This window comes from Vreelandella profundi (genome assembly GCF_019722725.1).
Taxonomy (GTDB): Bacteria; Pseudomonadota; Gammaproteobacteria; order Pseudomonadales; family Halomonadaceae; genus Vreelandella; species Vreelandella profundi.
This window is the reverse complement of record NZ_CP077941.1, coordinates 688434-710875: the sequence shown is the minus strand read 5'-3', so window position 1 is coordinate 710875 and position 22442 is coordinate 688434. Positions and strand designations below refer to the sequence as shown.

Genomic DNA, 22442 nt, shown 5'->3' with positions numbered 1-22442 from the left:
ATCTAAACCAGGCTAGGCAGCCATAGCGTCAAAGCAGGGATAAACGTAATTAGCAAAAGCGATACTAAAAGCGCCGCAATAAAGGGCAGCGTTGCCCTTACCGCACGGGGAAACGAAATGTCAGCCACTCTGGCCAGAATAAACAGCACCAACCCTACCGGAGGTGTCAGCAGCCCAATCATCAGGTTAAGCACCATAATGATACCGAACTGGACGGGGTCGACGCCGGCCTGAACGGCCAGCGGCAGCAGCACAGGTGTCAAAATGGTAATAGCCGCCACGGTTTCCATGAAACAGCCGACAACTAACAGAATCAGGTTAATCAGCAGAAGAATCACAATCGGATTATCGGCCACCGCTACCACTGCTTCTGCGAAGGCGGAAGGCACTCCTTCACGGGTAAGAATCCAAGCAAAGATGGAAGAGGCAGCCACAATCAGCAGCACCACCGAGGTCATCTCAACGGTTTCTCGGAAGACCGTTATAATTTGGCGCCAACCGGTGCTGCGATAAACCAGCGTTGCCAATACCAATACATAGGCCACGGCTGCAATGGCGCTTTCGGTTGGAGTAAAAATCCCTAAAACGATGCCGCCAACGATAATTATCGGGATTAGCAGTGAAAGCGCTGCATGCATAAAGGTTGAGAGCAGGCGGCTCACAGAGAAGCGCTCGCCGATCGGATAGCCACGTCGGTGAGAAATAACCGCTACCATCAACATCAGCATTGCCGCAATCAGTAGGCCAGGCACAATGCCCGCAATGAACAGCTGGCCAATGGACGCCGATGCCACCACGCCATAAACCACCAGAGGAAGCGAGGGGGGAATAATTGGCCCCACGGTAGAAGAGGCACCGGTAATGCCCACGGCGAAATCAACGTCGTACCCCTGGTCGCGCATAGCCTTGATCTCTACGGCACCCAGGCCACCAGCATCGGCGATTGCCGCCCCCGACATCCCCGCAAATATTACCGAGGCGCCCACGTTGACATGGCCTAAACCACCGCGCGTCCATCCCACCATTGCATTAGCAAAGCTGAAGATCCGCTCGGTTACGCCACAGACGTTCATCAAATTGCCCGCTAGAATAAAGAACGGCACGGCGAGCAGTGGAAAGCTATCAACGCCTCCCACCATTTGCTGAATGAGAATGATGTCTGGAATTCGCCCCGACGCCAGCAGATAAATCAGTGATGACCCGGCCAACGCCACTGCGACTGGGGCGCCGATCAACAGCAGACACGCCAACGCCACAAAAAGCAGAATGATCATTTGTTCTCCTCATCTCGCCAGTAGCTGATGCCCTGGCGGGCCATGCGCAGTGCCAGTGCCGCACAGGCAACGGCCACCACGGTGTACAGCCAACCCTTAGAGATCGGCATTGTGCTCATGGTGGAATGCCAGACTCGCTGGCCCACCTGCCACGCCAGCCATGCCACGTATCCGAAGAAAACCGCGCTAAGCAAGTTATTGAAACCTTGCAGCCAGCGCTTTGCCTTATTCGGTATGATTAGCTCAAGAATCTCGACGTAAATATGGCCACGCCGTGAAGCAGCGCCCGCCGCTCCAATGAACACCAGCAGCACCAACAGCATGCGGGCGCCCTCCTCAGTCCAGCCGATGGAGTGATTAAAGACATAGCGTGATAAAAACTGGGCGAAGACCACGGCGCCCAACAGCATCAAAACCCCAAGCGCGACATGATCCTCAAGTACCCACTTCGTTGGCGGAGTATCCGCTGAGGCTGCGAGCGGTCTTTCATCACTCCCAGCCGCGCTTTCGCGGCCGGGTTGCTCTGACATCGCCGTCATCTCACTACGGAGATCGTCGTTGTCTTTCCTCATTACTCAATCGCCTCCAAACGCTGATATTGTTCAACCGTCCAACCGGCGCTTTCATCTGTCAGCTTCGGCATCACCAGCTCAGCGAAGGGTTCGCGGTCCACTTGGTGCACCTGCGTTCCTTGTTCCTCAAACCAGGACACCAAGTCCTGCTCTTGCTGATAGATATCAAGGCTTCCCTGCTCAGCGGCTTCGCGGAAAACATCCTGGAACATCGTCTGATCGTCAGCAGAAAGATCTGCCCAGGCGTTACCGTTCATGATGATTGGCTGGCTATCAAAGATGTGGCCGGTCAGTGAAATATCGGACTGCACTTCATAAAATTTCATCGCCTGGATGATGGGCAACGGATTCTCCTGGCCATCAACAACTCCTTGTTGAAGCGCTAGATAAACTTCCGAAAACGCAATCGGGGTCGGGTTGGCGCCCACCGCTCTGGGGAACATCAGCAACAGAGAGGCGTCCGGCACGCGAATTTTCATGCCCTTCATATCATCTGGCGTCAGTATCGGTTTATTAGCAGTGACGTGGCGCTGGCCGAAATAGATTAAACCCAGCGGCACATGCCCGGTGGTTTCTTCATACCCCTGGGCCAATTCTTGAAAAAGATCGCTTGTCGAATAAGCCATCCAATGATCAAAATCACGGAAGACGAAAGGTGCGCTGCCTAGCGCAATCGGCGGGTAAGCATTACCTGCGAAGGCGTTGCCAGTGTAGATAATATCGACTGTCCCCAAGTCGAGCCCTTCATTGAGTTCGACTTCATTGCCGAGTTGGGAAGAGGGAAAAACCTCGATATGATGTCGGCCTTCACTACGTTTTTCGATTTCATCGGCCGCCCATAAAGCCCATTTATGATGGCTATGGCTGGCTTCATAAATATGGCCAAATACGAAATCATCGGCCTGAGCCAATGAGCTTGTTGATAGGGCTAATAGCAGTGCAGTGAGTTGATGGCGTGCGCGCATTATTATCTCCTTGTTAGGGCTTAAATCACCGCGAACAGTACACGTTGACTCAGCAATTTTATCAATTTGTTTATCTTTAACCGGAAAAAAATCCATCAAGCCTTTGTTTTTAAAGTTTAATGGCTAAAATTAAGGATTTTATAACGTGACAACAAAGACTAAAGTTGAAAAGACTAAAGTGTTATATGACGACGTGTGCAATTGGATTCTTCGCGGACAATATTTGCGCGGCTCGCGATTACCCACAGAGGCTGAGCTAAGCCTTCGCTATGACCTAAGCCGCAGTTCAATTAGGCAAGTTATTGCCCGATTAAAAATGGAAGGCCTGGTTACCTCGCGTCAAGGCGCCGGACTATTTGTAATAGGGCGGCCCACGACCGCACTCGACGCACCAAACTTCGTCAATAACGTCAGCGATCTCACCGCACTGTTTGATTTTCGTTTATTAATAGAAACAGAGTCGGCGGCCCTGGCCGCATCGAAACATAGTCAAGGCGACATTGAGCATATTGAAGAGAAAAGCCGCGTATTGAGTAACGTCTTTCGCAACGGAGGTCAGGGCACACAGGAGGATTTTGACTTTCATCTACAGATCGCCAAAACGTCTGGCAATAAGTTTCTGCTGAGCTCGGTGCTTGCCCTGCAAACGGGCGTGGTATTCACCGCCAAATGGGGGCAGCAAACGCCTGACGCTTCTAAAATAATGCACTCCCAGCAGGTGAAGCAGGAACACGCGGACATCGTTGAAGCGATTAGCTCCAGAGACGACGCAAAAGCAAGAGCCGCTATGGGCCACCACATAGAAGCCTCACGCTCGCGTATTCTTTACGGCCAACCGTAAGCCAGGCTTGGGCAACGCCGCCTAGCTCAGCGACAGCCGCTTAAAGCGATAAAGACAGTCACTTATCACTACGTTGACAGCATCACTCCTTCGACTTATCCCTTAGCACGTCACGTAGCCAGCCTAATAACGCTTCGCTAGCCGCGTTACGAGGCGCCCCATGACGCGTATATAGAGCGATAGCATTGTGCTGAGGCAGGCTCTCAACGACAGGCCGTATCAGTTCGCCATTATCAATCAGCCGCTGCGTCGTGCGCCGCCACCCTAAGGCAATACCATGCCCAGCGACCGCGGCTTGTAGCATCAACGGGTAGCTATCGAAGACAGCGCTGCAATGAAGCCTGCTACAACCAAAGAAGATAATATTCCACAAAGAATCATGCTGATTGTGGGGGCGGTTTTTCTGCTCGCGTTGACCGATGCGCTGGTTAAGCATCTCAGTGACAGCGCGTGGGGATATCTGCTGTTCAACGAGATACCTGACGCCATGACCTGGCTGGGAATGGGCATGATATTAACGGCAGGTTTGGTAGTGCTGCGCCAGCAGTGAACTTGAAGGCACGGCATTGCTTCAACCTTGGGCAAGACGCGCCACGTCAACTATACTGCGCACTAACGAATATGATGTCGTTCACTGACGTGTTTTGGCACGAGCAGCCAGCATTTCAGGTAAATCCATTAGCTTGATCAGCATAAGGAGATTGCCGTGATAGCCACCGCCGACCGCACTTATCGACGCGGGTTACATCCGCTTCATGCCGTACTGCTTGCCGGGATGATTCCCCTTTTCCTGGGCGCCGCGCTGAGCGATTACGCCTATTCATCGAACTTCCATATACAGTGGAGCACCTTTTCTTCCTGGCTTATTGCAGGAGGGCTCGTTTTCAACGGCTTTGCGCTGCTCGCCGCTCTTATTGGCCTGTTCAGCGCTGATGGCCGCCGTGGCCTTTCGCTGATTTACGTTGCCCTGCTGTTGGTCACGTGGTTCGTTGGCTTCATCAACGCGCTGGTTCATGCACGAGATGCCTGGGCCATGATGCCCACCGGCTTAATTCTTTCGATCGTTGTTACCGTGCTGGCCTGCGCGGCGACTTGGGTTGGTTTCTCACGTATCAGCGCCGAGGGTAAACCATGAAAGTGTCTAATCTCGTTTATGTCAGCACGCTCTCGATGTTACTGGGAGCGAGTGGCAGCAGCGTCGCGCAATCGGAACAGCCGTATGGCGCTAACCCGACGCTACCCGAGCCGCAGCGCGGGCTGTTGCCTAGCATGACCGTACCTGAACAAGCAGAATGGGGCGATCAGCAGCCCACCGTTCCGGAAGGCTATTCAATCACGGCGATTGCCACCGATCTGAAAGTACCGCGCCAGACCATCGTGCTACCTAATGGCGACATTCTGGTGGCAGAAGGCAAAGGCGGCGGCGAAGCTCCAAAATCAAGGCCGAAGGATTTTATCGCTGGATTGATTCAGGCACGCGGCACCACCGCGGTTGAGAGCGGTAATCGGCTGACGCTGCTGCGTGATGCTAATGGGGACGGCACCTATGAAGAGCAAACGGTGTTTGCCGAGAACCTCAACGCGCCTTACGGGCTCGCGCTGGTGGGTGACACCCTTTACGTCGCCAATCAAGATGCGTTAGTTCGTTTCGACTACGAGGAAGGTCAAACCGAGGCCAGCGGCCCGCCGGAAGTGGTGACGCTGCTTCCGTCGGCGATCAACCACCATTGGACCAAATCGCTGACCGCCAGCGCTAACGGGCGCTTTCTTTATGTTGGCATTGGCTCCAATAGCAATATCACCGAGCGAGGCATGGAAGCCGAGGTCGACCGCGCTGAAATCTGGGAAATTAACGCGCGAACCGGCGCCCATCGCGCTTACGCCACCGGCGTGCGCAACCCCACGGCGCTGGCCATTCAGCCAGAAACCAATCAACTTTGGGCAGTGGCGAACGAGCGCGATGAACTCGGCCCAGACCTAGTGCCTGACTACCTCACCTCCATTCAGGAAGGCGGTTTCTATGGCTGGCCTTACAGCTATTGGGGGCAGAATGTCGATACCCGCGTTCAGCCGCAAAACCCTGACAAAGTTGCATCCGCGATTGCGCCGGACTACAGCCTTGGCTCGCATAGAGCGCCGCTTGGCGTAACCTTCTCCATCCCAGAAATGGGCGATGAATTTGCCGAAGGCGCCTTTGTCGGCGAACACGGCAGTTGGAACAGCGCAGACCCGGTGGGCTACAAGGTGGTCTTTGTGCCCTTCAGCGACGGCCAACCGAGTGGCGACCCGATTGACTTTGTGTCCGGGTTTCTCACTGACGACGGCCAAACCCGCGGTAGGCCAGTGGGCGTCACCATTGACCCAGACGGCGCTCTGATCATCGCTGACGATCTCACCAATGCCATTTGGCGCGTGACCTACGACGGTAATGAGTAACGCTACTCTATTAGCGGGATGAAAAAGACGGCAGCCAATATGGCTGCCGCTTTTCCCACTGAGACAAAATCGCAGTAGCGGGCGATCATCAACGCTGTTTCTCTACAGAGGGCCTTATATGATCGAATCACTAGACGAGCTCGAAAAAGTTAAAAAGTCGTGTTACTCAATGGTAACGAAGAGCTCAACGCTTTCCGCAGGCGCCGCTATCATTCCCATCCCAGGCCTGGATTTGGGGTCGGACGTGACGCTGCTATTAAGACTGATTCCGAAAATTAATGATAAATTTGGTTTAACGCCTGAACAGATTGAAAACTTGGATACAGAATCCAAGATAATGGTAATGACGGCGATCTCCAATGTAGGCAGCAAGATGGCCGGGAAGTACATCACGAAAAAACTGGTTCTATCGCTGCTTCAAAAGATGGGCGTTAAGATGGTCGCAAAAGGGACAACCAAGTTCGTACCCTTCATCGGCAGCGCAGTGGCTGGCGGTATTAGCTTTACGTCCATGAAGTACATTGGCAACCGTCATATAGAAGATTGCTACCAAATTGCTTTAGCAACGCTTGAGAAAAAGAGGCTAGAGCAAGAAATCGTGATCGAGCCTGAAACCGAGCAGCACTAACCGCTACGTAAGGATAATGTAATGCCCGCTTATGTCGTACTCACCCGAGAACACACTCACGACGCTCAGGAAATGGAGCAATACGCCACAAAGGCCAAAGCGGCCCGCGAAGGCCACGACCCACAGCCGCTCGCCTTCTACGGCGACTTTGAGGTAATGGAAGGCAGCGCGATGGAAGGTGCTGTGATTCTGCGCTTCCCCGACATGGCCGCCGCCCGCGCCTGGTACCAAAGCGACGCCTACCAGGAAGCCCGCAAGCACCGCTTCCAAGGGGCTGATTACCGCGTGTTTATTGTTGAGGGTATTGAAGAGGCGTAAAGAGTAAACACCCCGCCGTTAAAAGCGGGGTGTTTGCATTTGCGGCCTTAATAACCAAACACATGAGAGCGTGTCGCCTGGCCTAGGGCGCCTCGACAGCGGCACGCCCTTTGATGATAGAGCGGCCAAGCATCAAATATGCCACCGAGCCACAGGCGGCCATGGCCAGAATGACCGTTTCAAGCGAATGCGGCAACATGGCGGACAACGCGCTCAGCAGCCCGGCGACACCGAACTGGGCGGCACCCAGAAGCGCGGCGGCCGTTCCGCCACTGGTGGGAAAGTACTCCAAAAAGCAGGCCTGAATATTCGGCGAGATCGCCCCCACCGTGCCGATGGTCAGCATCATGGCGGCCAGGAAAGCGTACATTGACCAGTCCATAAAGACAGCCATCAGCAGCAATAGTATGCCGACTGCCTGACAGCCCGTCGCCAACTGCAGAATACGTAGCGACGGCAGCCTGGAAAGTAGAACACGATTGAGAATATTGAAAATAAGCATTGCAATGATGTTTGCCGCAAACAGCACCGAAAAGCTTGAGGGCGACTGGCCGAAGTGTCCCTGGTAGATAAATGACGCATAGGTGATGAACATCATCAGGGTAGAAAAAGAGGCGGCCTGCCAAACGATGAACGGCAGAGCCTGCTTTGTCGACAGTACCAGTTTGTAACGTGCCAGCAGGCTCATCTTCGGACTTTTTACTCGAGACACCTTGCCCGGGCCGGTAAACAGCACCCGCACCAGCAACGGCACCAGCAGCAACGCATATATCGCCAAGGCGAAAAAGATATAGTGCCAGGAGCCTATTGATAGAATCGCGCTGCCCACGCTCGGGGCAATGCCTGGCGCCAACACCATGATAAAGCCCATCATCGAGAATAGCTTCGCGGCGTCTTGGCCCGCCACACGGTCGCGCACCAGTGCCGGTACCGATACCAGAGTAAAGCCGGCGCCAAGGGCCTGAACGGCCCGCCCGCCGAGCAGGGTGTCCAAGGAATCCGCCATACCGATGACAATGCTTGAAAGCGTAAAAATCGCCAGTCCGCTCATCAGCACCCGCTGTCGGCCGAAACGGTCTGAAAGCGCACCGCCAATCAACTGACCCAACGCCATCGCGAATACATACACGGAAACGCTTAGCGATACCGCCTGCTGAGAAATACCCAGCGATTCACCGATGACCGGAAAGGCCGGCAGATACGTATCCATGGAAAACGGGCCCAGCATCATGGTCAACGCCAGGCTCAGCACCACAATGAAGGGCGTTTTAGATTGGGTCATAGAAGCTCGCGGTCAAAGGACGTAATGATAGACAACCTTAGCGATATGATACCGAGTGTCGCTATCAAGGCAATCGACAAAACGATCATTGAGTTCAAAAAAATCAGGCTTGGTAATCGCGGGCAATACCAGCGGGAAGCATGTTTCATCGTGAACCAGCAAGACACAATTGCGACGCTGTAGTGTAGCCACGTTCGCGTGCCAGCCGCTTAGTGGGTTGATATTAAGCGAGGGGATCTGGTAAAGCCATTCCGTTCGTGGCGATACGGCAAACTGGCCGTCACTATTCAAGGGTAAGCGTTTACTTAGCTTACGAGTGGCATGGAGTTGGATCATAGCTGCTACCTCAGTATCAATAGCTTCATTCTTCTTCCAGCAGTATGAAATGCTCAATTAGGCGAATCATTAGCGTTTTCTGATCAGGCAAACTTTCAGCCACTAACAGCGCTAACGCCACCAGGGTGTTGTCATTAATCAGTTGCTCAACGGGTCGGGCTAGTAAGGCTGCGTTGCGGCGTAAGTACCATAGAAACAGGAACGATCCACAGCGCTTATTTCCATCGGCAAGAGGGTGATTCTTGATTATAAAATAAAGCAGGTGCGCCCCTCGGGTGGCTACGTTAGGGTAAAACAGTTCATCGCCAAAGCCTTGTTCGATAGTGGCCAAAGCAGATATCAAACCATCGCCTCGTACCTGCCCAAACAGCTCGGTTGCTTCACCCTTAGCGATTAGCGTCTGCTTTAATTCACCAATGGCTTTCAATGCCTCTTCCAACCCTAGCGAGTGCATAGCGGACTGCTTGATATTTAGCTCGGCTAATTGCTGCTCGTCGTAACCTTGCAGCAGGCTCCAAGAGCGAGCGTAATCGCTAATCACACGGGCAACCGCTTCGCCTTCTGCTGAAACCAAGCCTTGATTGGTCAGGGTTCGGCTGAGCAAACTCACCGCCTGCTCAAACTCTATGCCACGCTCGGTTAGACGGCGTTGGTTTAAGGTATAGCCTTGAACCAAATATTGTTTGAGCACATCTGTAGCCCACTTGCGAAACTGTACGCCTCGCGGAGATTTCACGCGGTAGCCAACTGAAATTATGACATCAAGATTGAAGTGATCAACCTGATAAGATTTGCCGTCTTCAGCAGTATGTGCAAATTTTGCACATACTGAATTTCGCTCTAGTTCCCCTTCTTTAAAAACATTGCGAATGTGTTTCGTAATGACCGAACGCTCGCGCCCAAATAATGCACACATCTGTGCCTGGCTTAACCAAACGGTCTCTTGTTCCAGCGTCACCTCAAGGTGTGCTTGCCCGTCTTCGCTAGTGAATATCTGTATTTGCTGGTCGTTCATAAGTGCTTCTCCCAGATTTACATCAAGCTTTCTGCACCTCCAACGCAAGCATCACTTAATTCAGCAACATGTGGCCTCAATGCCAGGCCCAATGCTTAAGCGCGCTTAACAATAGAGATTAAATAAAACTTAGCACAAAGCTGTTTATTCATACAGATAAAAAATCATAACTGTGCTACTAACAGAGGACGACTTGAACCTTAACTCCTGTTGAAAATAATCCACATCAGCCAGATGCCTCAACGCGCCTCACTGCCCATCGCTCAACATCAGAGCCATAGACCAGCATAATCAAGCGGTGAAGGGCAGCAGCACTGCATAAGCTGCTAGGCTGAATTTAGTATTCACAGACTCAACCTCTTAACTCAGGGTAAGGAGGCCATATTGATTATCCCGCAGCCCGAAACGCTCTATTTCGACAACGATAAAGTAAACGGTTTTCCCAACTCCCCTCTGCCGGTGTTGATTTACCGTCAGGTTATCGACATCAGTGATGCAGAGGAACGCGCCGATGCGTTCGAAGCCATGTTTGAGCGCCACGGCTGGACGCCTGCGTGGCGCTACCATCTGTATGATTTTGACCACTTTCACTCTACGGCTCATGAGGTGTTGGGAATTTTTCGTGGACAGGCCCTGGCAAGATTGGGAGGCCCAAACGGCAGCGAGCTGATGCTTTACGCAGGCGATGTGCTGGTGCTGCCAGCAGGAATTGCGCATGCCTGCGTAGAGTCGGACAACGACTTCTGCATGGTCGGCGCTTATCCACCAGGACAATATCCAGAAATAGAACGCGGCGACCCCGCACAGCTAGCAGCTGCACAAGCGCGGGTGGCTTACGTAGCCTTACCAAAAGAATCACCGATAGGCGGGCCACTGGCATCACTTTGGGGAAAGAGCTCTTAGAGAGCCAGGCTCTGCACACGGCTTATTCGAATCATATCTTGAGCCGAATATGCTTTGTATTCGGCTCAAGAGCATTTTCTAAAGTGATATGAGTGAACAGGTTGTGCGGGTCAGGTCAATATGTAGGGCGCTTAGATCCCTGATACGCACTTCGCGGCCTGCACCTATTCGGCATGCGCCTTCTTGCTGGACATGAGGTGCAGCACCCCCACCACTATTGATCCCACCAAAAAGCCAATCACCGCAGAACACAGCGTATTGAAGCTCCAGCCCAGTATGCCGCCTAACGCACCGGTTGCCTCGCTAATGCTATGCTCAATATGATGTACCCAATCATAGGGCGCGTTAAACCAACCCGTTCCATCGGCACCCAGATTTGCCATCAGAATATGCCCACCCACCCAAAGCATGGCGACGGTGCCCACAACCGCGATAGCCGCTAGCACCTTGGGCATAGCCGTCACCAGACCACGGCCCAGTTTCTGCACGCCCGAACTATCCCGCTTAGCCAGCTTCAGCCCAAAATCATCCATCCGGACCAACAGCGCCACCACACCATACACCAGAATAGTGATAACAAACGCGACCACCACCAGGCTTACCATCTGTGACCAGAACCCTTGATGGGCAACCGTGGCGAGTGCGATTACCATGATTTCAGCGGACAGGATCAGGTCGGTTCGAACGGCACCACTCACGATCTTTTTCTCGGCTTCCGGCCCCTTTTCCACCGACGGCTTTTCGTCATCATGGCCACCGGAGAGCTTGTGCCAGACTTTCTCCGCGCCCTCAAAGGCCAGATAGGTGCCACCCACCATCAGGATGATCGGCAATAGCGCGGGCAAAAAGTGATTCAGTAAAAGCGCCACCGGCAGGATAAAAATCAGCTTATTGCGGATCGACCCCAGCGCTATTTTTTTTACAATCGCCAGTTCACGCTCCGCTGCCACTCCCTGCAAATATTGCGGCGTCACGGCCGTATCATCGATCACCACCCCGGCAGCCTTCGCCGTCGCACGCCCAGCGGCGGCACTCACATCATCCAGTGATGCTGCGGACAGCTTCGCCAGTGCGGCAATGTCGTCCAGTAATCCTATCAAGCCGCCTATGGCCATGGGTGCTTCCTCCGTGAATAACAGTTGCAGATAGTAAAGCACATAGCGGCTTGGGCGGATCGCCTCATTTGCTTCAAGATTCCGCTCTGCGCACCTTACCCTAGCAGCCCTTCCAGCTCATGAACGGGTGGCGCCACCGCCGCCGCTCTTGATGCGTTGTGTTTTGGCACCATCGAAACTGCCTTCAATGGCCGCCCCTGCCTGGGCGCAAGCAGGTTTTCAGCGGTGAAATAGCAAATAATGACTACAGATTTTGGTCGTGCATTCAGGTAAGCCAAGGTTTATTTAGCAAGGCAAGTGCGCTATGTGCGTGTCTCACTTAAGTGACGTTCCAGCCACCGATGCCCCGCTGTATCAAAACAACGGTGAGAGCGTCTCTTACTGACCTATTAGAACCCGTTCACGATCTGTTAATCAGTAAAGTAATTGCGCCCCGGCCCGTGACCCTACATTAGCCAGCCTCTGCCGAGCCGCGCATAGCGTGTAAATTCTGGCCATGGACGGCTTTGATTGACCACTGCATATAAGATGATGGAGATGTCGACGTGGCTGCTCGTAAGAGACGACAGCCCCCTACAATTACCGATCGGTAATTTAAAGCAGTTTTGACCCTTTGTACGTACAAAAATTACCGAACGGTAACTAGATGATTGCTACGTGCCAAAATTGATCCTAGAATTACCGAACGGTAATCAATAGCAGGTTTCCTATGTCAATAGATAACGCCTCTTCCCCTACGACCATTCGTCAAAGCGAAGAGCTGGGCCAACTGGTTCGCAAACTCCGCACTGAACAAGGCTTGTTACAGATGGACTTGGCGGGCCTTGCAGGCACCGGCAACCGCTTTATCGTCGATTTGGAGCGAGGCAAGCCAACCCTTCAGCTGCAAAAGGTGCTGGATGTGTTGGACTTAATGGGGCTTGAGGTGGTCGTGAAACGCAAAGGGAATAATCGCCATGGCGAGTGACGCCACCCTAGCGGTTTATCACGCTGAAAAGCATGTGGGGCAGTTGTACGATACCCAACCGCTGCGCTTCGAGTACACCACGGCGTGGCGCAAGCATCCTGATGCGGTAAGCCTCTCACCTTTACTGCCGTTCTCGCAGCAGGTTCACGAAGGCGATAGCGTGTTAGCTTATTTCGAGAATCTGCTGCCGGAAGGTGATGTTCGCCACCACCTGGAGCTTCGTCATCACACCACGACCGTTTTTGGGCTGCTGAAAGCCATTGGCGGTGATACGGCCAGCGGCTTCACCCTGCTTTTACAAAGCGAGTCACCGGCTTTGCCGCACTACCGGCCTACTCACTGGTCAACCGTGGCGGAACACTTACAGCAGCAGACGCCAAGCCCCTTGTTTTCACAACACGGTGACGAGCCGCGTATCTCACTCGCCGGTGCTCAAAATAAGCTACTGCTGATGGTAATGCCGGATGGAAGCCCCGCCATACCGGAAGGCTCGGCACCTTCCAGTCATATACTCAAGCCTGATATTCAAGGCCTTAAGGGTGTTTGGTCGACCGCGCTTAACGAAACCTTCTGTATGCAGTTGGCCGCTGAGCTCGGGCTAGATGTCGCAGAGGCGAGCTACCAGCCCGACACCCGCGCCTGCCTAGTGCGCCGATATGATCGCATGCCCGATGCACATGGCAACTTGCAGCGCCTGCACCAACTCGATTTCTGTCAGCTTGCCGGCACCCCATCATTGATCAAATACGAAAGCGACGGTGGCCCCGGCCTGATTCGCTGCCGTGAACTCTTGCAGCAGCAAGGCGCACCGGCTAAAGATATGCAGCGACTAATCGGCTGGCTCTTCTTAAATCTGTTGATCGGCAACAACGACAGCCACGCCAAGAACCTCGCCATCCTTTACACCTCTGATGGCCCACGGCTGGCGCCGTTCTACGATTTGATGAGCACAACGCTTTATAGCGGCCTTTCGACCCGCTTTGCACTACGCCTAAACGGAGAAGACCGCCCCGGCAGTATCGAGCGCTCGCACCTCGAAGCGTTAGCACGCGCACTGCGCTTTCAGCCACGCTACTTCTTGAAGCAAGGATTTGAGCTTGCTGAGCGAATGCCGCAAGCCATAGACACGACAATCGCCGCGCTGAGCCCCGTGGCTCACCAGGGAACCGAGCAAACAATACTCGAGCGCTTACAGCGGCGGCTGTTAGGCAACTGCCGAAAAATGCAGCAGCGGTGGGCCAGCAAGCCAAAATAATGAAGCGAATTGATCACACCCAAACAAGCAAGCCACTAACGGTTTTGGATCTCTAAAATATGGGGCGCTTTTCTACGTGGCGGCGGATTACTCCAAGGCGGCGGTCAACGTTGAAGGAGAACCACACAGCTACGAAGGGCGCTATATATCGGCTTTTTCAAGCATGAGTGTTGTTTATCAACATGGGCTTTCGGCTAGTCAGTAGCCGCTCATAGGGTTTAAATCCACGCTTTGGAAGGCTTTAAATTACCGATCGGTAATTATTCTGTTATTCCTCACCAAAGCCGAGCACAAAATTACTGAGCGGTAATCAAAAGCAGATTTTCTATGCCAATACATAACGCCCTTTTCCCACAGGCACTCGCCAATAAATGAAAATGGATGGGCAAAAAGTTATTATCCCGCTAAATACTTTTCTTACCGACTTCATGCACTTTCATCTTCTCTCACTGGACACGCTATGCATAACCTATGGATTCCCGTCGTCGCCATTTTCGCCGTTGCGGGTCTGGTATTCGGTAGCCAGGCCTACTCCGAGGCCAAGCGTGATGCTCACATCGCCGCGATCATATCGGAAAGCCTCGACAGCCAGGCACCGGCCGAGATCTCCCACTTGCAGCGAGTCAACAAGGGCTATGGGGTGTGCGGTGATTACAAGCTTTCAGGCGCCGAGTCCGGTCACTTCTACTACAACAGCGCCACCAAGCGCCTGGCGTTGGGCACCGATGCCCCGCTGTATCACGACAACTGCGAGGGCGTCGCTAACTAACCCCTTCCTATAGTTCTCAACAGGCAGCCCTAGCCCACCACCACAGAGTAACGAGTGCTGCGCCCGCCGCCGGGAAGCTTGGAAAGGCAGCCTTTTTCCAGCAGTTCTGCCAAATCCCGCGTTGCGGTGGCTTTACTCACTTTGGCCAACGATTGCTACTTGCGGGCGTTAATGTCCTGCTCAAACTCCTCCCCTGCGGTATCCAACAGGCGGATCAGCACCTTGATTTGCCGTTCGTTCAGCACGGTGGTGGCATGACGCTGCCAGAAGGTAGCTTTCATTAACACACGGTCGATTCTTAACAGCGCCTGCTCAAGCGCCTCTTTCAGCGTGCCCAGAAACCACAACAACCACGACGTAATATCGAGGCTGCTTTTCTGAGCGCTTTCAAGGTGATCATAGTAAGCGTTGCGTCGCACCATAATGGCCGCGCTCAAGGTGACGCTCGTGTTGCTCACCTGTCTATCTCGTGCGGAGGCGCAAACGATAGAGTAATGTCGCGCTCTTGTGGGTGCAGCGAGCTCAATCGCGCGTCGCTCGTCTCCGCCTGGAAGCCACGACAGCCACTACCGCGACACAAAGGATGGCGGCAACACCCGCCAGCACAAAATGGGAAAGGCTGCTCATACGCTCAAAAAGTGGCGCGACTGCCTGACCACACACATAACCGAGCGTGACCCAGGCCGTTGACCAGATCAACGCCGAAATAGCATTGAGCAGGATAAATCGTGGCCAAGGAAAGTTGGTCGTGCCGATGGTCACCGCACCGGCCATGCGTAGCCCGTAAAGGAATCGCAAGGAGAACGCGAAAACGTTCGGGTGGGCGTTGAACGTCGTCAGTACACGCCCACCTGCTGCGCTACCCTGAACCGAACGAACGATAGCGCTATTGCGCCACCCATGTCCCAGCAGGAAGAATAGTTGATCCGCCAGAAAAGAGCCCAACGCAAGGGAGATGATAGCGGGCCAAAATCCGATCAGGTGCTGATGAGACATGATGCCGCCAAGCATCGCAATGCCTTCGCCCTCCAAGCTCGCCCCCACGAACAGGCCGAAGCTGCCATAATTCGCCACCAAATGCTCAAGCGTCATTTGCGTTCATCCATAAAGTTACCCCGGAACCGTGGGCGCCATATAAACGCCATCTCTATCGTGATTCGGGATGATGCGGAGGTTAAATAAGGCTTTTAGGCGGTAGGCAGCTTATTTAATCTGCGAGTAGCGTTCAACAGCAACTCAGCCCGCAACAACCAGTAAAGCTGAACCAGCAACCCGTGATTATCCTGCTAAATACTTTTCCTATTGGCATCATACACAACCACATCTACTCACTGGACACGCCATGCATAACCCATGGATACCCGTCGTCGCCATTTTCATCGTTGCGGGCCTGGTATTCAGTAGCCAGGCCTACTCCGAGGCCAAACGTGATGCTCACATCGCCGCGATCATATTGGAAAGCCTCGACAGCCAGGCACCGACCGAGATCTCGAACCTGAAACGAGTCAACAAGGGCTATGGAGTGTGCGGCGACTATGCGCTTTCAGGCGCGGAGTCCGGTCACTTCTACTACAACAGCGCCACCAAGCGCCTAGCGTTAGGCAACGATGCCCCGCTATATCACGACAACTGCGAGGGCGTATCTAACTAACCCCTTGGAACCTATAGTTTTCAACAGGCAGCCCTAGCCCACCACCACGGAGTAACGAGTGCTGCGCCCGCCGCCGGGAAGCTTGGAAAGGCAGCCTTTTTCCAGCAGCTCGGCCAGATCCCGCGTGGCGGTAGCTTTACTCACCTTAGCCAACGATTGGTACTTACGAGCATTAATGCCCTGCGCAAACTCCTCGCCTGCGGTGTCCAACAAACGATTCAGCACCTTGATTTGCCGTTCGTTCAGCACGGTGGTCGCATGGCGCTGCCAGAAGGTGGTTTTCATGAGTACACGGTCGATTCTTAACAGCGCTTGCTTAAGTGCCTCTTTCAGCGTGTCCAGAAACCACAACAACCATTGCGTAATATCGAGACTGCCTTTCTGAGCGCTTTCCAGGTGATCGTAGTACGCCTCGCGGCGCGCCATGATCGCTGCGCTCAGCGAATAAAAGCGGACCGATTGCCGCTCGGCTTGCGCCAGTGCCCTATCCGTTACCGCACGCGTCACACGCCCGTTTCCATCATCGAACGGATGCAAGGTAATCAGCCACAGGTGGGCGATACCAGCACGCACTAGCGGATCAAGCCCTTCTGGCGGATGGTTGAACCAGTCAATAAATGTATCAAGCTCAACTTTTAAGGTCTCACGTGGCGGCGCTTCAAAATGCACCGTGGGCCGGTCAATTCGCCCCGATACAACTTGCATAGGATGATCGCCTCGCAGCTCGCCTACACGTACCTTGCCTAACAGGCCAGGGCCTTGAACGAACAACAAGGACTGCCAGAAACAGAGTTGCTGGTAGGAAATGTGGTTGTCTGGATGGTGGGTTGCTTGCAGCAAAAGCTCAATCAGCGCTTCGGATTCCGGCGTGGTTCTGGTGGATACACCCGCCTGCTCCAATCCTAAGTGACGCGCAACGGAAGAACGCACGGACCCAACATCCAGGCGCTCGCCCTCAATCTCGCTGGTGCGGATAGCGTTCTGGATAAGGGCATCCATTTCCACCTCTAGATCCGTCTGCTCGGGGGCAGCATCCGTTCTACCCATCACCCGGCCTTGCAGTAACCTGATGGCATCTAGCGTAGGTTTTAGAGTAGGTTCATCCCATCCAAAAAAGGGCCAATTGTGCTGCTGCCAGATATACATGAGCTGATTGCCATACCTATTCGAATCAATTTATGAGCCGATTATGGTTTATATTCGGCTCAACGACCATCTAAAAATCGATACTTCACATTAAAAGAAGTACCCGTCGTTATTGAAGTGGACATCACAGGCTTCAAAGACAAGATCGAATGGCTACCGCCCACCCAGGACCAGCCATGGCAAAAGCCTAAAGCGCATATCGCTCATATTCCGCTGTCAGCCGTGATAACGATGTGAGTACTTGAGCACAGAGAGGACGCTTTTTTCCGGTAACCAGCTCTATCCATTAAAATTACCGATCGGTAATTTATATATTGAGACAGCCTTATATTTCGCCTAAAGTTACCGAACGGTAATTCAGAGCGAACCAACATGCCCAGCAATGCATCTTCTCTTACAGAACCGGTCGCTATCCGTCAAAGCGAGGATCTCGGCCACTTGGTGCGTCAGCTTCGCGCCGAACAAGGGCTCTTGCAGATTGATCTGGCGGGCCTTGCGGGCACCGGCAACCGTTTTATCGTTGACCTGGAACGCGGCAAGCCTACCCTGCAATTACAGAAGGTACTATACGTGCTGGATCTGATGGGGCTCGAGGTGGTCGTGAAGCGTAAAGGGGACGGTCGCCATGGCGCGTGAAGCCACCTCGGCGGTGTATCACGCGCAAGCGCTCGTCGGGTGGCTGTTTGACACTCACCCACTGCGCTTTGAATATGACCCGGCGTGGCGCGGGCATCCTTATGCAGTAAGCCTCTCACCTTCATTATCGCTCTTGCAGCAGGTTCACAACGGCATTAACGCCAACCGGTGAACCAGACTGACAGAGGAGACATATCTCGCCCGACACGAATACCTCTCTCGGTTACACTAGCGCGACCGCCTAGAGGGTGAGGTTTTCTTACCACTTTTTCACCCATCCCAACCTGTGATGCATATCATGTCCATTTCCAAACGCCCTTCGAAGCTGAGCCTGCCTCAGGTCAATCCCGGTGTGTCGACGGTGCTTGAGTATCTGCTGCTCACGTTTCCGGCCATCAATGATGCGACATGGCGTGAACGCATGGCCACCGGCAAGGTGCATCGCGATGACGGCACCTGGATTACGCCGGCGACGCCCTTCAAGCCACAGCTTCGCGTGTTCTATTATCGCGAAGTAGCAAGCGAGCCGAGCATTCCCTTCGCAGAGCATACTGTCTATCGAGATGCGCACATTCTGGTGGCCTACAAACCGCACTTTCTGCCCGTCACGCCCGGTGGGCGCTACGTAAATGAGTGCCTACAACAGCGCCTGCGCAAAAGCACGGGGATCGAGGCGCTACAGGCAGTGCATCGCCTGGATCGAGTGACGGAAGGACTGGTGCTTTGCTCCCTCAATCCCGACACCCGCGCGCTGTATCACCAGCTGTTCAAGTTACGACAGATTCACAAGACCTATCAGGCCATCGCCGAGGTAGACGGCAATACGTCATTGGTGGGTCGAGAGTGGGACGTAAAGAATCGCATCGAGCAAAGCGAGCAGCGCTTTCGCATGCGGGTCACCGAAGGCGACGCCAACAGCCATTCGGTGATCCGCTGCTTGCAGCAAACCGACACGCAGGCGCTGTTCGAATTACACCCCGTCAGCGGGCGCTGCCACCAGCTGCGCCTGCACATGCAGTCACTCGGCTGGCCGATTTTGAATGACCGCTACTACCCGGTGCTGCAGCCGCTCTCGCCGGATGACTATACGCGCCCTTTGCAGTTGCTCTCCAAGGGCTTCGAGTTCACTGATCCCGTGACAAATGAGCCTAGGCGCATTGAATACGATGGCAATCTGACGCTTAACTAGCGCGGCGTCATCACTCCCCTATCTTTGGCTCCCCACAGCGCGTCTCGAGCCGGACCATCATTTTCATCCCGGCTATTGGCTGGCGATCGGTTATCGGACAGTGGCAGCTGCAAGACAGCAGAGACTGCCTGGAGGAGGCGCTGATCTATCGGCTGGGTATGTGGGACGCGTTCTGCCACCGCTGGCACTTAGCTCCGACAACGGCTTGGTCTTTAGCAGCTGTCATTACACGGGGACGGTGAAGGCCTATGGCTTCACACAGGAGTGCACGACGCGATATATACCGGAAAAGAATGGACTCGTGAAACGCTTCTTCCCGGGACCAAACAGGTAGGTCCGGTACTACAATGAGTGGAGGCCCCATCAGTCTCTGGGCTATGTGGCATCCCGAGCACACCCGGTATCAGCCGCGTAAGATGTGTAGAAACTAAGGGAGCATTACAATACCTTCCAGTGTAAACGCATGGTACAAAGTTCTGAATGCTTATTATGGTTACACTAAACAGGAATGAATAACTTTTCTGAGTTAAAAGCGCGAGAAACTTTTAATACCAAATTAATATAATACATCAATACTTTTACATTTAGAGACTAATGCGAACATTTTTATGCCCGAGCCAGTTACTTAACGACAGATTGATTTTTGCTCCAAAAAAATTAGAACAAGGTGATCAAAGCAATAGCAAATTAGTTACCCACCTTGCCTTTCCTAATAGTAATATGAATGAAAACACTGCTCAGGCATGCCAACGAAGTCGTGCAACATGGGTCCTAACTCTTCGTCTTCCATGATGCACCAACTTACAAATGCACTGTATGGAGAAGTAGCTTTTAGAAGAAGCTTGATGCGTTCAACAGCACTTTCTTTTTCCTCCGGCAAAGCAACAGGGTCATAGTAATTGTTTAATTGCTTTAACAGAAGATTGTATTGTTCAAACACCTTCTTCCTAAGAAAAGCAGCTGAAACCGCTTTGTTAGGTGTGTGTTCACTATTAAAAACTTTGTCCAAGAGTTCTGCTGTTAGCTTAGTTTTAGCGTCATCATGTTGAGCTTCAACTTTAAGCCGTTTTGCGTATGGAGTTGATGGTGGTAAATGTTTAACAGCGCGGACAACATCAGTATCTGGGTTACAGCAGTCGAGAAGATCATCATATTTAGCAAGCTTTATGTTGTTACAACGTCCACACGAGAAATACAAGTTATTCCAATCGTACTTTAAATCTTCGTCACCCTCATGTGGCACGAAGTGTTCAACGTTAATATCTAAAGGTTCGCTAGTTTCACAGATATAGCATTTTTTTTGAAATACCTTGTTTAGTGCTTGCCACACATCCTCTGAGTCGTACTTTCGTTTTCCAGCTAGCGAAGCAGGAGCTGGTTCATGCCTTACTACATTGAACATACTACGGCCTCTTTGCTTTTTTGATCGCTAGCTTTGCTGAATTAACAAAGTAGAGTGACTCAGAATCCAATGAATTTTTATCTTGGGGGAGCTTATCTAAAATTGATTGAACTTCATTAAGATTAATAGGATTTTTTTCTAGCAGCTTAGCTAGTGCTTCAACGTTTTGTTGAAGTAAGTTAGAAATTGGAAGTACGCCAAATAAACCTTCAAGTACTGCTTCGTATGAGTACATAGATAGGTCTTCAACTTGCTCTAGCTTAGATAAGTCATAAATGACAGCATCATTAACAGATGAGACAACAAATGGCGAATGAGTAGTAATAATAAACTGAACTTTAGGAAATGCTCCTGTTAAAAACGATAGTATTTTCTTTTGTAGTGAGACATGAAGATGAGCGTCTATCTCATCAATCAAGACTACACCGGTTAACTCTTCTGGATCTATTGAACGCAGAGAAACCTTAGCAATTAAGTCAGCGTAGACTGCCATGATAGAAGAAAAGCCAGATGACAGTGTTTGGAATGTATAAGGTTCTTTGTTTGGTTGATGGATTTCGAAAGAGAATGAGTCAGACTTAAAAACCAATCTAAGTTCATTATCTTCAAAAAGGTTCTGTAAGTCAGCCTCTAACTTGTTGAACCATTTATCAATGCGTTCAGCTTCTTCAGGGTTATTGTTGATTTTTTTGGATTCGGAAAATGCTTGGTTCGCAATGCTTGTTATTAGGAACTCTTCAAAGATAGAAGAGGTGGTTCTCTGTTTATGTGGAAGTGAAACTGTATCTCGGTCTTTCTCTTTGAGACTGTCGATTGGTGCAACAGAAGACGGTTTAAGAATGTCTGATTCCCTACCTGCCTCAAATTGAAGAAGAACGGCGTGAAAATTTTTGTACTTTATCACGAAGTCTTCAAGATCAGATAGGTTAATTGGAGGGTTCTCTAGTTCTTCTTTTTGCTTCTTACTCTCTTCCACACCATAAACCCAAGAATCGTACGAGCTATTTGTAGGACCCTCACGCTCAACAAGTCTTTCTAAGTGTTCAATATTCTGTTTAAGTTGCTGTATCGAAGTATTTTTTCGTTCTATCACACGAGCAATTAATTTATTATAAACATAGCTTAGCAGTTGAGTTTTACCACAACCGTTTCCGCCAGTTAAAATCAGCGTTTTACCGTTGACGTCGATATCTACTTCTTTATCAGAGTAAGGGATCTTCGTTTTAATTTTAGTTAGATAGCCTGACATAACTTTACCTCAATCGGTATTAGCTAGATTGTATAGCATTTGGTTGATAAGGGTAAAGTTGATTTTGTAAAACTTGACTGGGAAAGACATTGGGGTCTGTATTGTCTTTTGCTAGTTGAAGTTTTTCCATACGTCAGCTAATCCTCATTTCACTGAACCAACAAAATACTGACGCGCTTTTTCAGAAACAAGTTACAGCTTCACCAGAGTATGTTTGATGTATATAAATTAGAGCTGGTGCACCATCACTAGCCCGTGTGCTTTCTAACTGCTTGCGTCGGCCAAACGGCCAGCGTTTCATTTTTTCGATTTGATCGACCGATCTCGTCATATCCTTGTAAACACTCCCGGCTAACCTGTTTTGAACATCTCCATTTTGTAGGCAATGGCTTTCATTTTTGAGCCGTGTCCATTGTTGTGCAGTTACCGTCTACCAAAAGACAACGCCTGCATGGCAGTGAGCAGAAGCAATCATAAAAAATGCCAGTCGGTA

General features: G+C 51.9%; 28 protein-coding genes and 1 pseudogene. 15 read left to right on the top strand and 14 right to left on the bottom strand.

Annotation, left to right across the window (positions count from 1 at the left end; all coding sequences use genetic code 11):
- Window positions 1-2: 2 nt before the first annotated feature.
- From KUO20_RS03345 to KUO20_RS03335, 3 genes are read right to left on the bottom strand one after another with little or no spacing between them, the layout of a single operon-like run.
- On the bottom strand, window positions 3-1274 hold the full coding sequence (locus KUO20_RS03345) for a TRAP transporter large permease (RefSeq protein ID WP_235041495.1): 1272 nt from the start codon (window positions 1272-1274) through the stop codon (window positions 3-5).
- Window positions 1271-1846 (bottom strand): TRAP transporter small permease, encoded by a 576-nt coding sequence (locus KUO20_RS03340; RefSeq protein ID WP_235041494.1) that lies wholly within the window; start codon window positions 1844-1846, stop codon window positions 1271-1273. Before KUO20_RS03340 ends, KUO20_RS03345 begins: the two co-directional genes overlap by 4 nt.
- Window positions 1846-2811 (bottom strand): sialic acid TRAP transporter substrate-binding protein SiaP, encoded by a 966-nt coding sequence (locus KUO20_RS03335; protein ID WP_235041493.1) that lies wholly within the window; start codon window positions 2809-2811, stop codon window positions 1846-1848. Before KUO20_RS03335 ends, KUO20_RS03340 begins: the two co-directional genes overlap by 1 nt.
- A gap of 145 nt (window positions 2812-2956) precedes the next feature.
- Here KUO20_RS03335 and KUO20_RS16825 point away from each other — a divergent pair.
- Together KUO20_RS16825 and KUO20_RS03330 are read left to right on the top strand one after the other, a co-directional pair.
- A pseudogene (locus KUO20_RS16825) lies at window positions 2957-3112 on the top strand (GntR family transcriptional regulator); the annotation flags it as partial.
- Window positions 3113-3127: 15 nt separating this feature from the next.
- A complete protein-coding gene (locus KUO20_RS03330; protein WP_235041492.1) occupies window positions 3128-3652 on the top strand; it encodes a FadR/GntR family transcriptional regulator in 525 nt (174 codons plus the stop codon).
- A gap of 82 nt (window positions 3653-3734) precedes the next feature.
- Here KUO20_RS03330 and KUO20_RS16820 read toward each other — a convergent pair whose 3' ends face one another.
- The gene (locus tag KUO20_RS16820) at window positions 3735-3956 is read right to left on the bottom strand and encodes a LysR substrate-binding domain-containing protein (protein WP_235041491.1); all 222 of its coding nucleotides are present in this window, start codon (window positions 3954-3956) and stop codon (window positions 3735-3737) included.
- 30 nt (window positions 3957-3986) lie between these two features.
- Between KUO20_RS16820 and KUO20_RS03320 the strand changes: the two genes are divergently transcribed.
- From KUO20_RS03320 to KUO20_RS03300, 5 genes are all read left to right on the top strand, one after another.
- Window positions 3987-4202, top strand: a complete 216-nt coding sequence (locus KUO20_RS03320; RefSeq protein ID WP_235041490.1) for a hypothetical protein — start codon at window positions 3987-3989, stop codon at window positions 4200-4202.
- Window positions 4203-4358: 156 nt separating this feature from the next.
- Window positions 4359-4787, top strand: a complete 429-nt coding sequence (locus KUO20_RS03315; RefSeq protein WP_235041489.1) for a DUF2231 domain-containing protein — start codon at window positions 4359-4361, stop codon at window positions 4785-4787.
- On the top strand, window positions 4784-6088 hold the full coding sequence (locus KUO20_RS03310; protein WP_235041488.1) for a PQQ-dependent sugar dehydrogenase: 1305 nt from the start codon (window positions 4784-4786) through the stop codon (window positions 6086-6088). Before KUO20_RS03315 ends, KUO20_RS03310 begins: the two co-directional genes overlap by 4 nt.
- 118 nt (window positions 6089-6206) lie before the next feature.
- The gene (locus KUO20_RS03305; protein ID WP_235041487.1) at window positions 6207-6716 is read left to right on the top strand and encodes a hypothetical protein; all 510 of its coding nucleotides are present in this window, start codon (window positions 6207-6209) and stop codon (window positions 6714-6716) included.
- A 21-nt stretch (window positions 6717-6737) separates the two neighbouring features.
- Window positions 6738-7034: a DUF1330 domain-containing protein gene (locus KUO20_RS03300; protein ID WP_235041486.1), complete on the top strand. Its 297-nt coding sequence runs from the start codon at window positions 6738-6740 to the stop codon at window positions 7032-7034.
- 82 nt (window positions 7035-7116) lie between these two features.
- Here the strand turns inward: KUO20_RS03300 and KUO20_RS03295 are convergent, their stop codons facing one another.
- From KUO20_RS03295 to KUO20_RS03285, 3 genes are read right to left on the bottom strand one after another with little or no spacing between them, the layout of a single operon-like run.
- Entirely contained in the window at window positions 7117-8316 is a 1200-nt protein-coding gene (locus KUO20_RS03295) for a multidrug effflux MFS transporter (RefSeq protein WP_235041485.1), read from the bottom strand.
- Window positions 8317-8328: 12 nt separating this feature from the next.
- On the bottom strand, window positions 8329-8652 hold the full coding sequence (locus KUO20_RS03290; RefSeq protein WP_235041484.1) for a DUF6933 domain-containing protein: 324 nt from the start codon (window positions 8650-8652) through the stop codon (window positions 8329-8331).
- Between the two features lie 25 nt (window positions 8653-8677).
- On the bottom strand, window positions 8678-9667 hold the full coding sequence (locus tag KUO20_RS03285; RefSeq protein WP_235041483.1) for a virulence RhuM family protein/type II toxin-antitoxin system death-on-curing family toxin: 990 nt from the start codon (window positions 9665-9667) through the stop codon (window positions 8678-8680).
- 384 nt (window positions 9668-10051) lie between these two features.
- On the opposite strand from KUO20_RS03285, the gene KUO20_RS03280 reads away from it, so the two are divergent.
- The gene (locus tag KUO20_RS03280; RefSeq protein WP_235041482.1) at window positions 10052-10570 is read left to right on the top strand and encodes a cupin domain-containing protein; all 519 of its coding nucleotides are present in this window, start codon (window positions 10052-10054) and stop codon (window positions 10568-10570) included.
- Window positions 10571-10734: 164 nt separating this feature from the next.
- On the opposite strand, the gene KUO20_RS03275 is transcribed toward KUO20_RS03280, so the two are convergent.
- A complete protein-coding gene (locus tag KUO20_RS03275; protein ID WP_235041481.1) occupies window positions 10735-11685 on the bottom strand; it encodes a DUF808 domain-containing protein in 951 nt (316 codons plus the stop codon).
- Window positions 11686-12394: 709 nt separating this feature from the next.
- Here KUO20_RS03275 and KUO20_RS03270 point away from each other — a divergent pair.
- The 3 genes from KUO20_RS03270 (at window position 12395) to KUO20_RS03260 (ending at window position 14676) form a co-directional block, all read left to right on the top strand.
- A complete protein-coding gene (locus KUO20_RS03270) occupies window positions 12395-12652 on the top strand; it encodes a helix-turn-helix transcriptional regulator (RefSeq protein WP_235041480.1) in 258 nt (85 codons plus the stop codon).
- Entirely contained in the window at window positions 12642-13907 is a 1266-nt protein-coding gene (locus KUO20_RS03265) for a type II toxin-antitoxin system HipA family toxin (protein WP_235041479.1), read from the top strand. Before KUO20_RS03270 ends, KUO20_RS03265 begins: the two co-directional genes overlap by 11 nt.
- Before the next feature lie 460 nt (window positions 13908-14367).
- Complete coding sequence (locus KUO20_RS03260; protein ID WP_235041478.1) at window positions 14368-14676, top strand: hypothetical protein; 309 nt, start codon at window positions 14368-14370, stop codon at window positions 14674-14676.
- A gap of 29 nt (window positions 14677-14705) precedes the next feature.
- Here KUO20_RS03260 and KUO20_RS03255 read toward each other — a convergent pair whose 3' ends face one another.
- The 3 genes from KUO20_RS03255 to KUO20_RS03245 all read right to left on the bottom strand — a co-directional run bounded on the left by KUO20_RS03255 (window position 14706) and on the right by KUO20_RS03245 (window position 15768).
- A complete protein-coding gene (locus KUO20_RS03255; RefSeq protein ID WP_235042409.1) occupies window positions 14706-14816 on the bottom strand; it encodes a hypothetical protein in 111 nt (36 codons plus the stop codon).
- 15 nt (window positions 14817-14831) lie between these two features.
- Entirely contained in the window at window positions 14832-15134 is a 303-nt protein-coding gene (locus KUO20_RS03250; protein ID WP_235041477.1) for a Fic family protein, read from the bottom strand.
- Window positions 15135-15198: 64 nt separating this feature from the next.
- The gene (locus tag KUO20_RS03245) at window positions 15199-15768 is read right to left on the bottom strand and encodes a DedA family protein (RefSeq protein WP_235041476.1); all 570 of its coding nucleotides are present in this window, start codon (window positions 15766-15768) and stop codon (window positions 15199-15201) included.
- Between the two features lie 250 nt (window positions 15769-16018).
- Here KUO20_RS03245 and KUO20_RS03240 point away from each other — a divergent pair, with 250 nt between their 5' ends.
- Window positions 16019-16327: a hypothetical protein gene (locus KUO20_RS03240; protein WP_235041475.1), complete on the top strand. Its 309-nt coding sequence runs from the start codon at window positions 16019-16021 to the stop codon at window positions 16325-16327.
- 33 nt (window positions 16328-16360) lie between these two features.
- Here KUO20_RS03240 and KUO20_RS03235 read toward each other — a convergent pair whose 3' ends face one another.
- Complete coding sequence (locus tag KUO20_RS03235; protein WP_235041474.1) at window positions 16361-17473, bottom strand: Fic family protein; 1113 nt, start codon at window positions 17471-17473, stop codon at window positions 16361-16363.
- Window positions 17474-17845: 372 nt separating this feature from the next.
- Between KUO20_RS03235 and KUO20_RS03230 the strand changes: the two genes are divergently transcribed.
- The 3 genes from KUO20_RS03230 to KUO20_RS03220 all read left to right on the top strand — a co-directional run bounded on the left by KUO20_RS03230 (window position 17846) and on the right by KUO20_RS03220 (window position 19298).
- Window positions 17846-18109, top strand: coding sequence for a helix-turn-helix transcriptional regulator (locus tag KUO20_RS03230; protein ID WP_235041473.1), 264 nt, complete (start codon window positions 17846-17848; stop codon window positions 18107-18109).
- Window positions 18099-18281 carry a hypothetical protein gene (locus tag KUO20_RS03225; protein WP_235041472.1) on the top strand — a complete coding sequence of 61 codons (183 nt, stop codon included), beginning with the start codon at window positions 18099-18101 and terminating at the stop codon, window positions 18279-18281. The genes KUO20_RS03230 and KUO20_RS03225 overlap by 11 nt, the downstream gene beginning before the upstream one ends.
- 126 nt (window positions 18282-18407) lie before the next feature.
- Complete coding sequence (locus KUO20_RS03220) at window positions 18408-19298, top strand: pseudouridine synthase (protein ID WP_235041471.1); 891 nt, start codon at window positions 18408-18410, stop codon at window positions 19296-19298.
- Between the two features lie 709 nt (window positions 19299-20007).
- On the opposite strand, the gene KUO20_RS03215 is transcribed toward KUO20_RS03220, so the two are convergent.
- Both KUO20_RS03215 and KUO20_RS03210 read right to left on the bottom strand, forming a co-directional pair.
- The gene (locus KUO20_RS03215) at window positions 20008-20700 is read right to left on the bottom strand and encodes an HNH endonuclease (protein WP_235041470.1); all 693 of its coding nucleotides are present in this window, start codon (window positions 20698-20700) and stop codon (window positions 20008-20010) included.
- Window position 20701: 1 nt separating this feature from the next.
- On the bottom strand, window positions 20702-21949 hold the full coding sequence (locus tag KUO20_RS03210) for an AAA family ATPase (RefSeq protein ID WP_235041469.1): 1248 nt from the start codon (window positions 21947-21949) through the stop codon (window positions 20702-20704).
- Window positions 21950-22442: the final 493 nt, after the last annotated feature.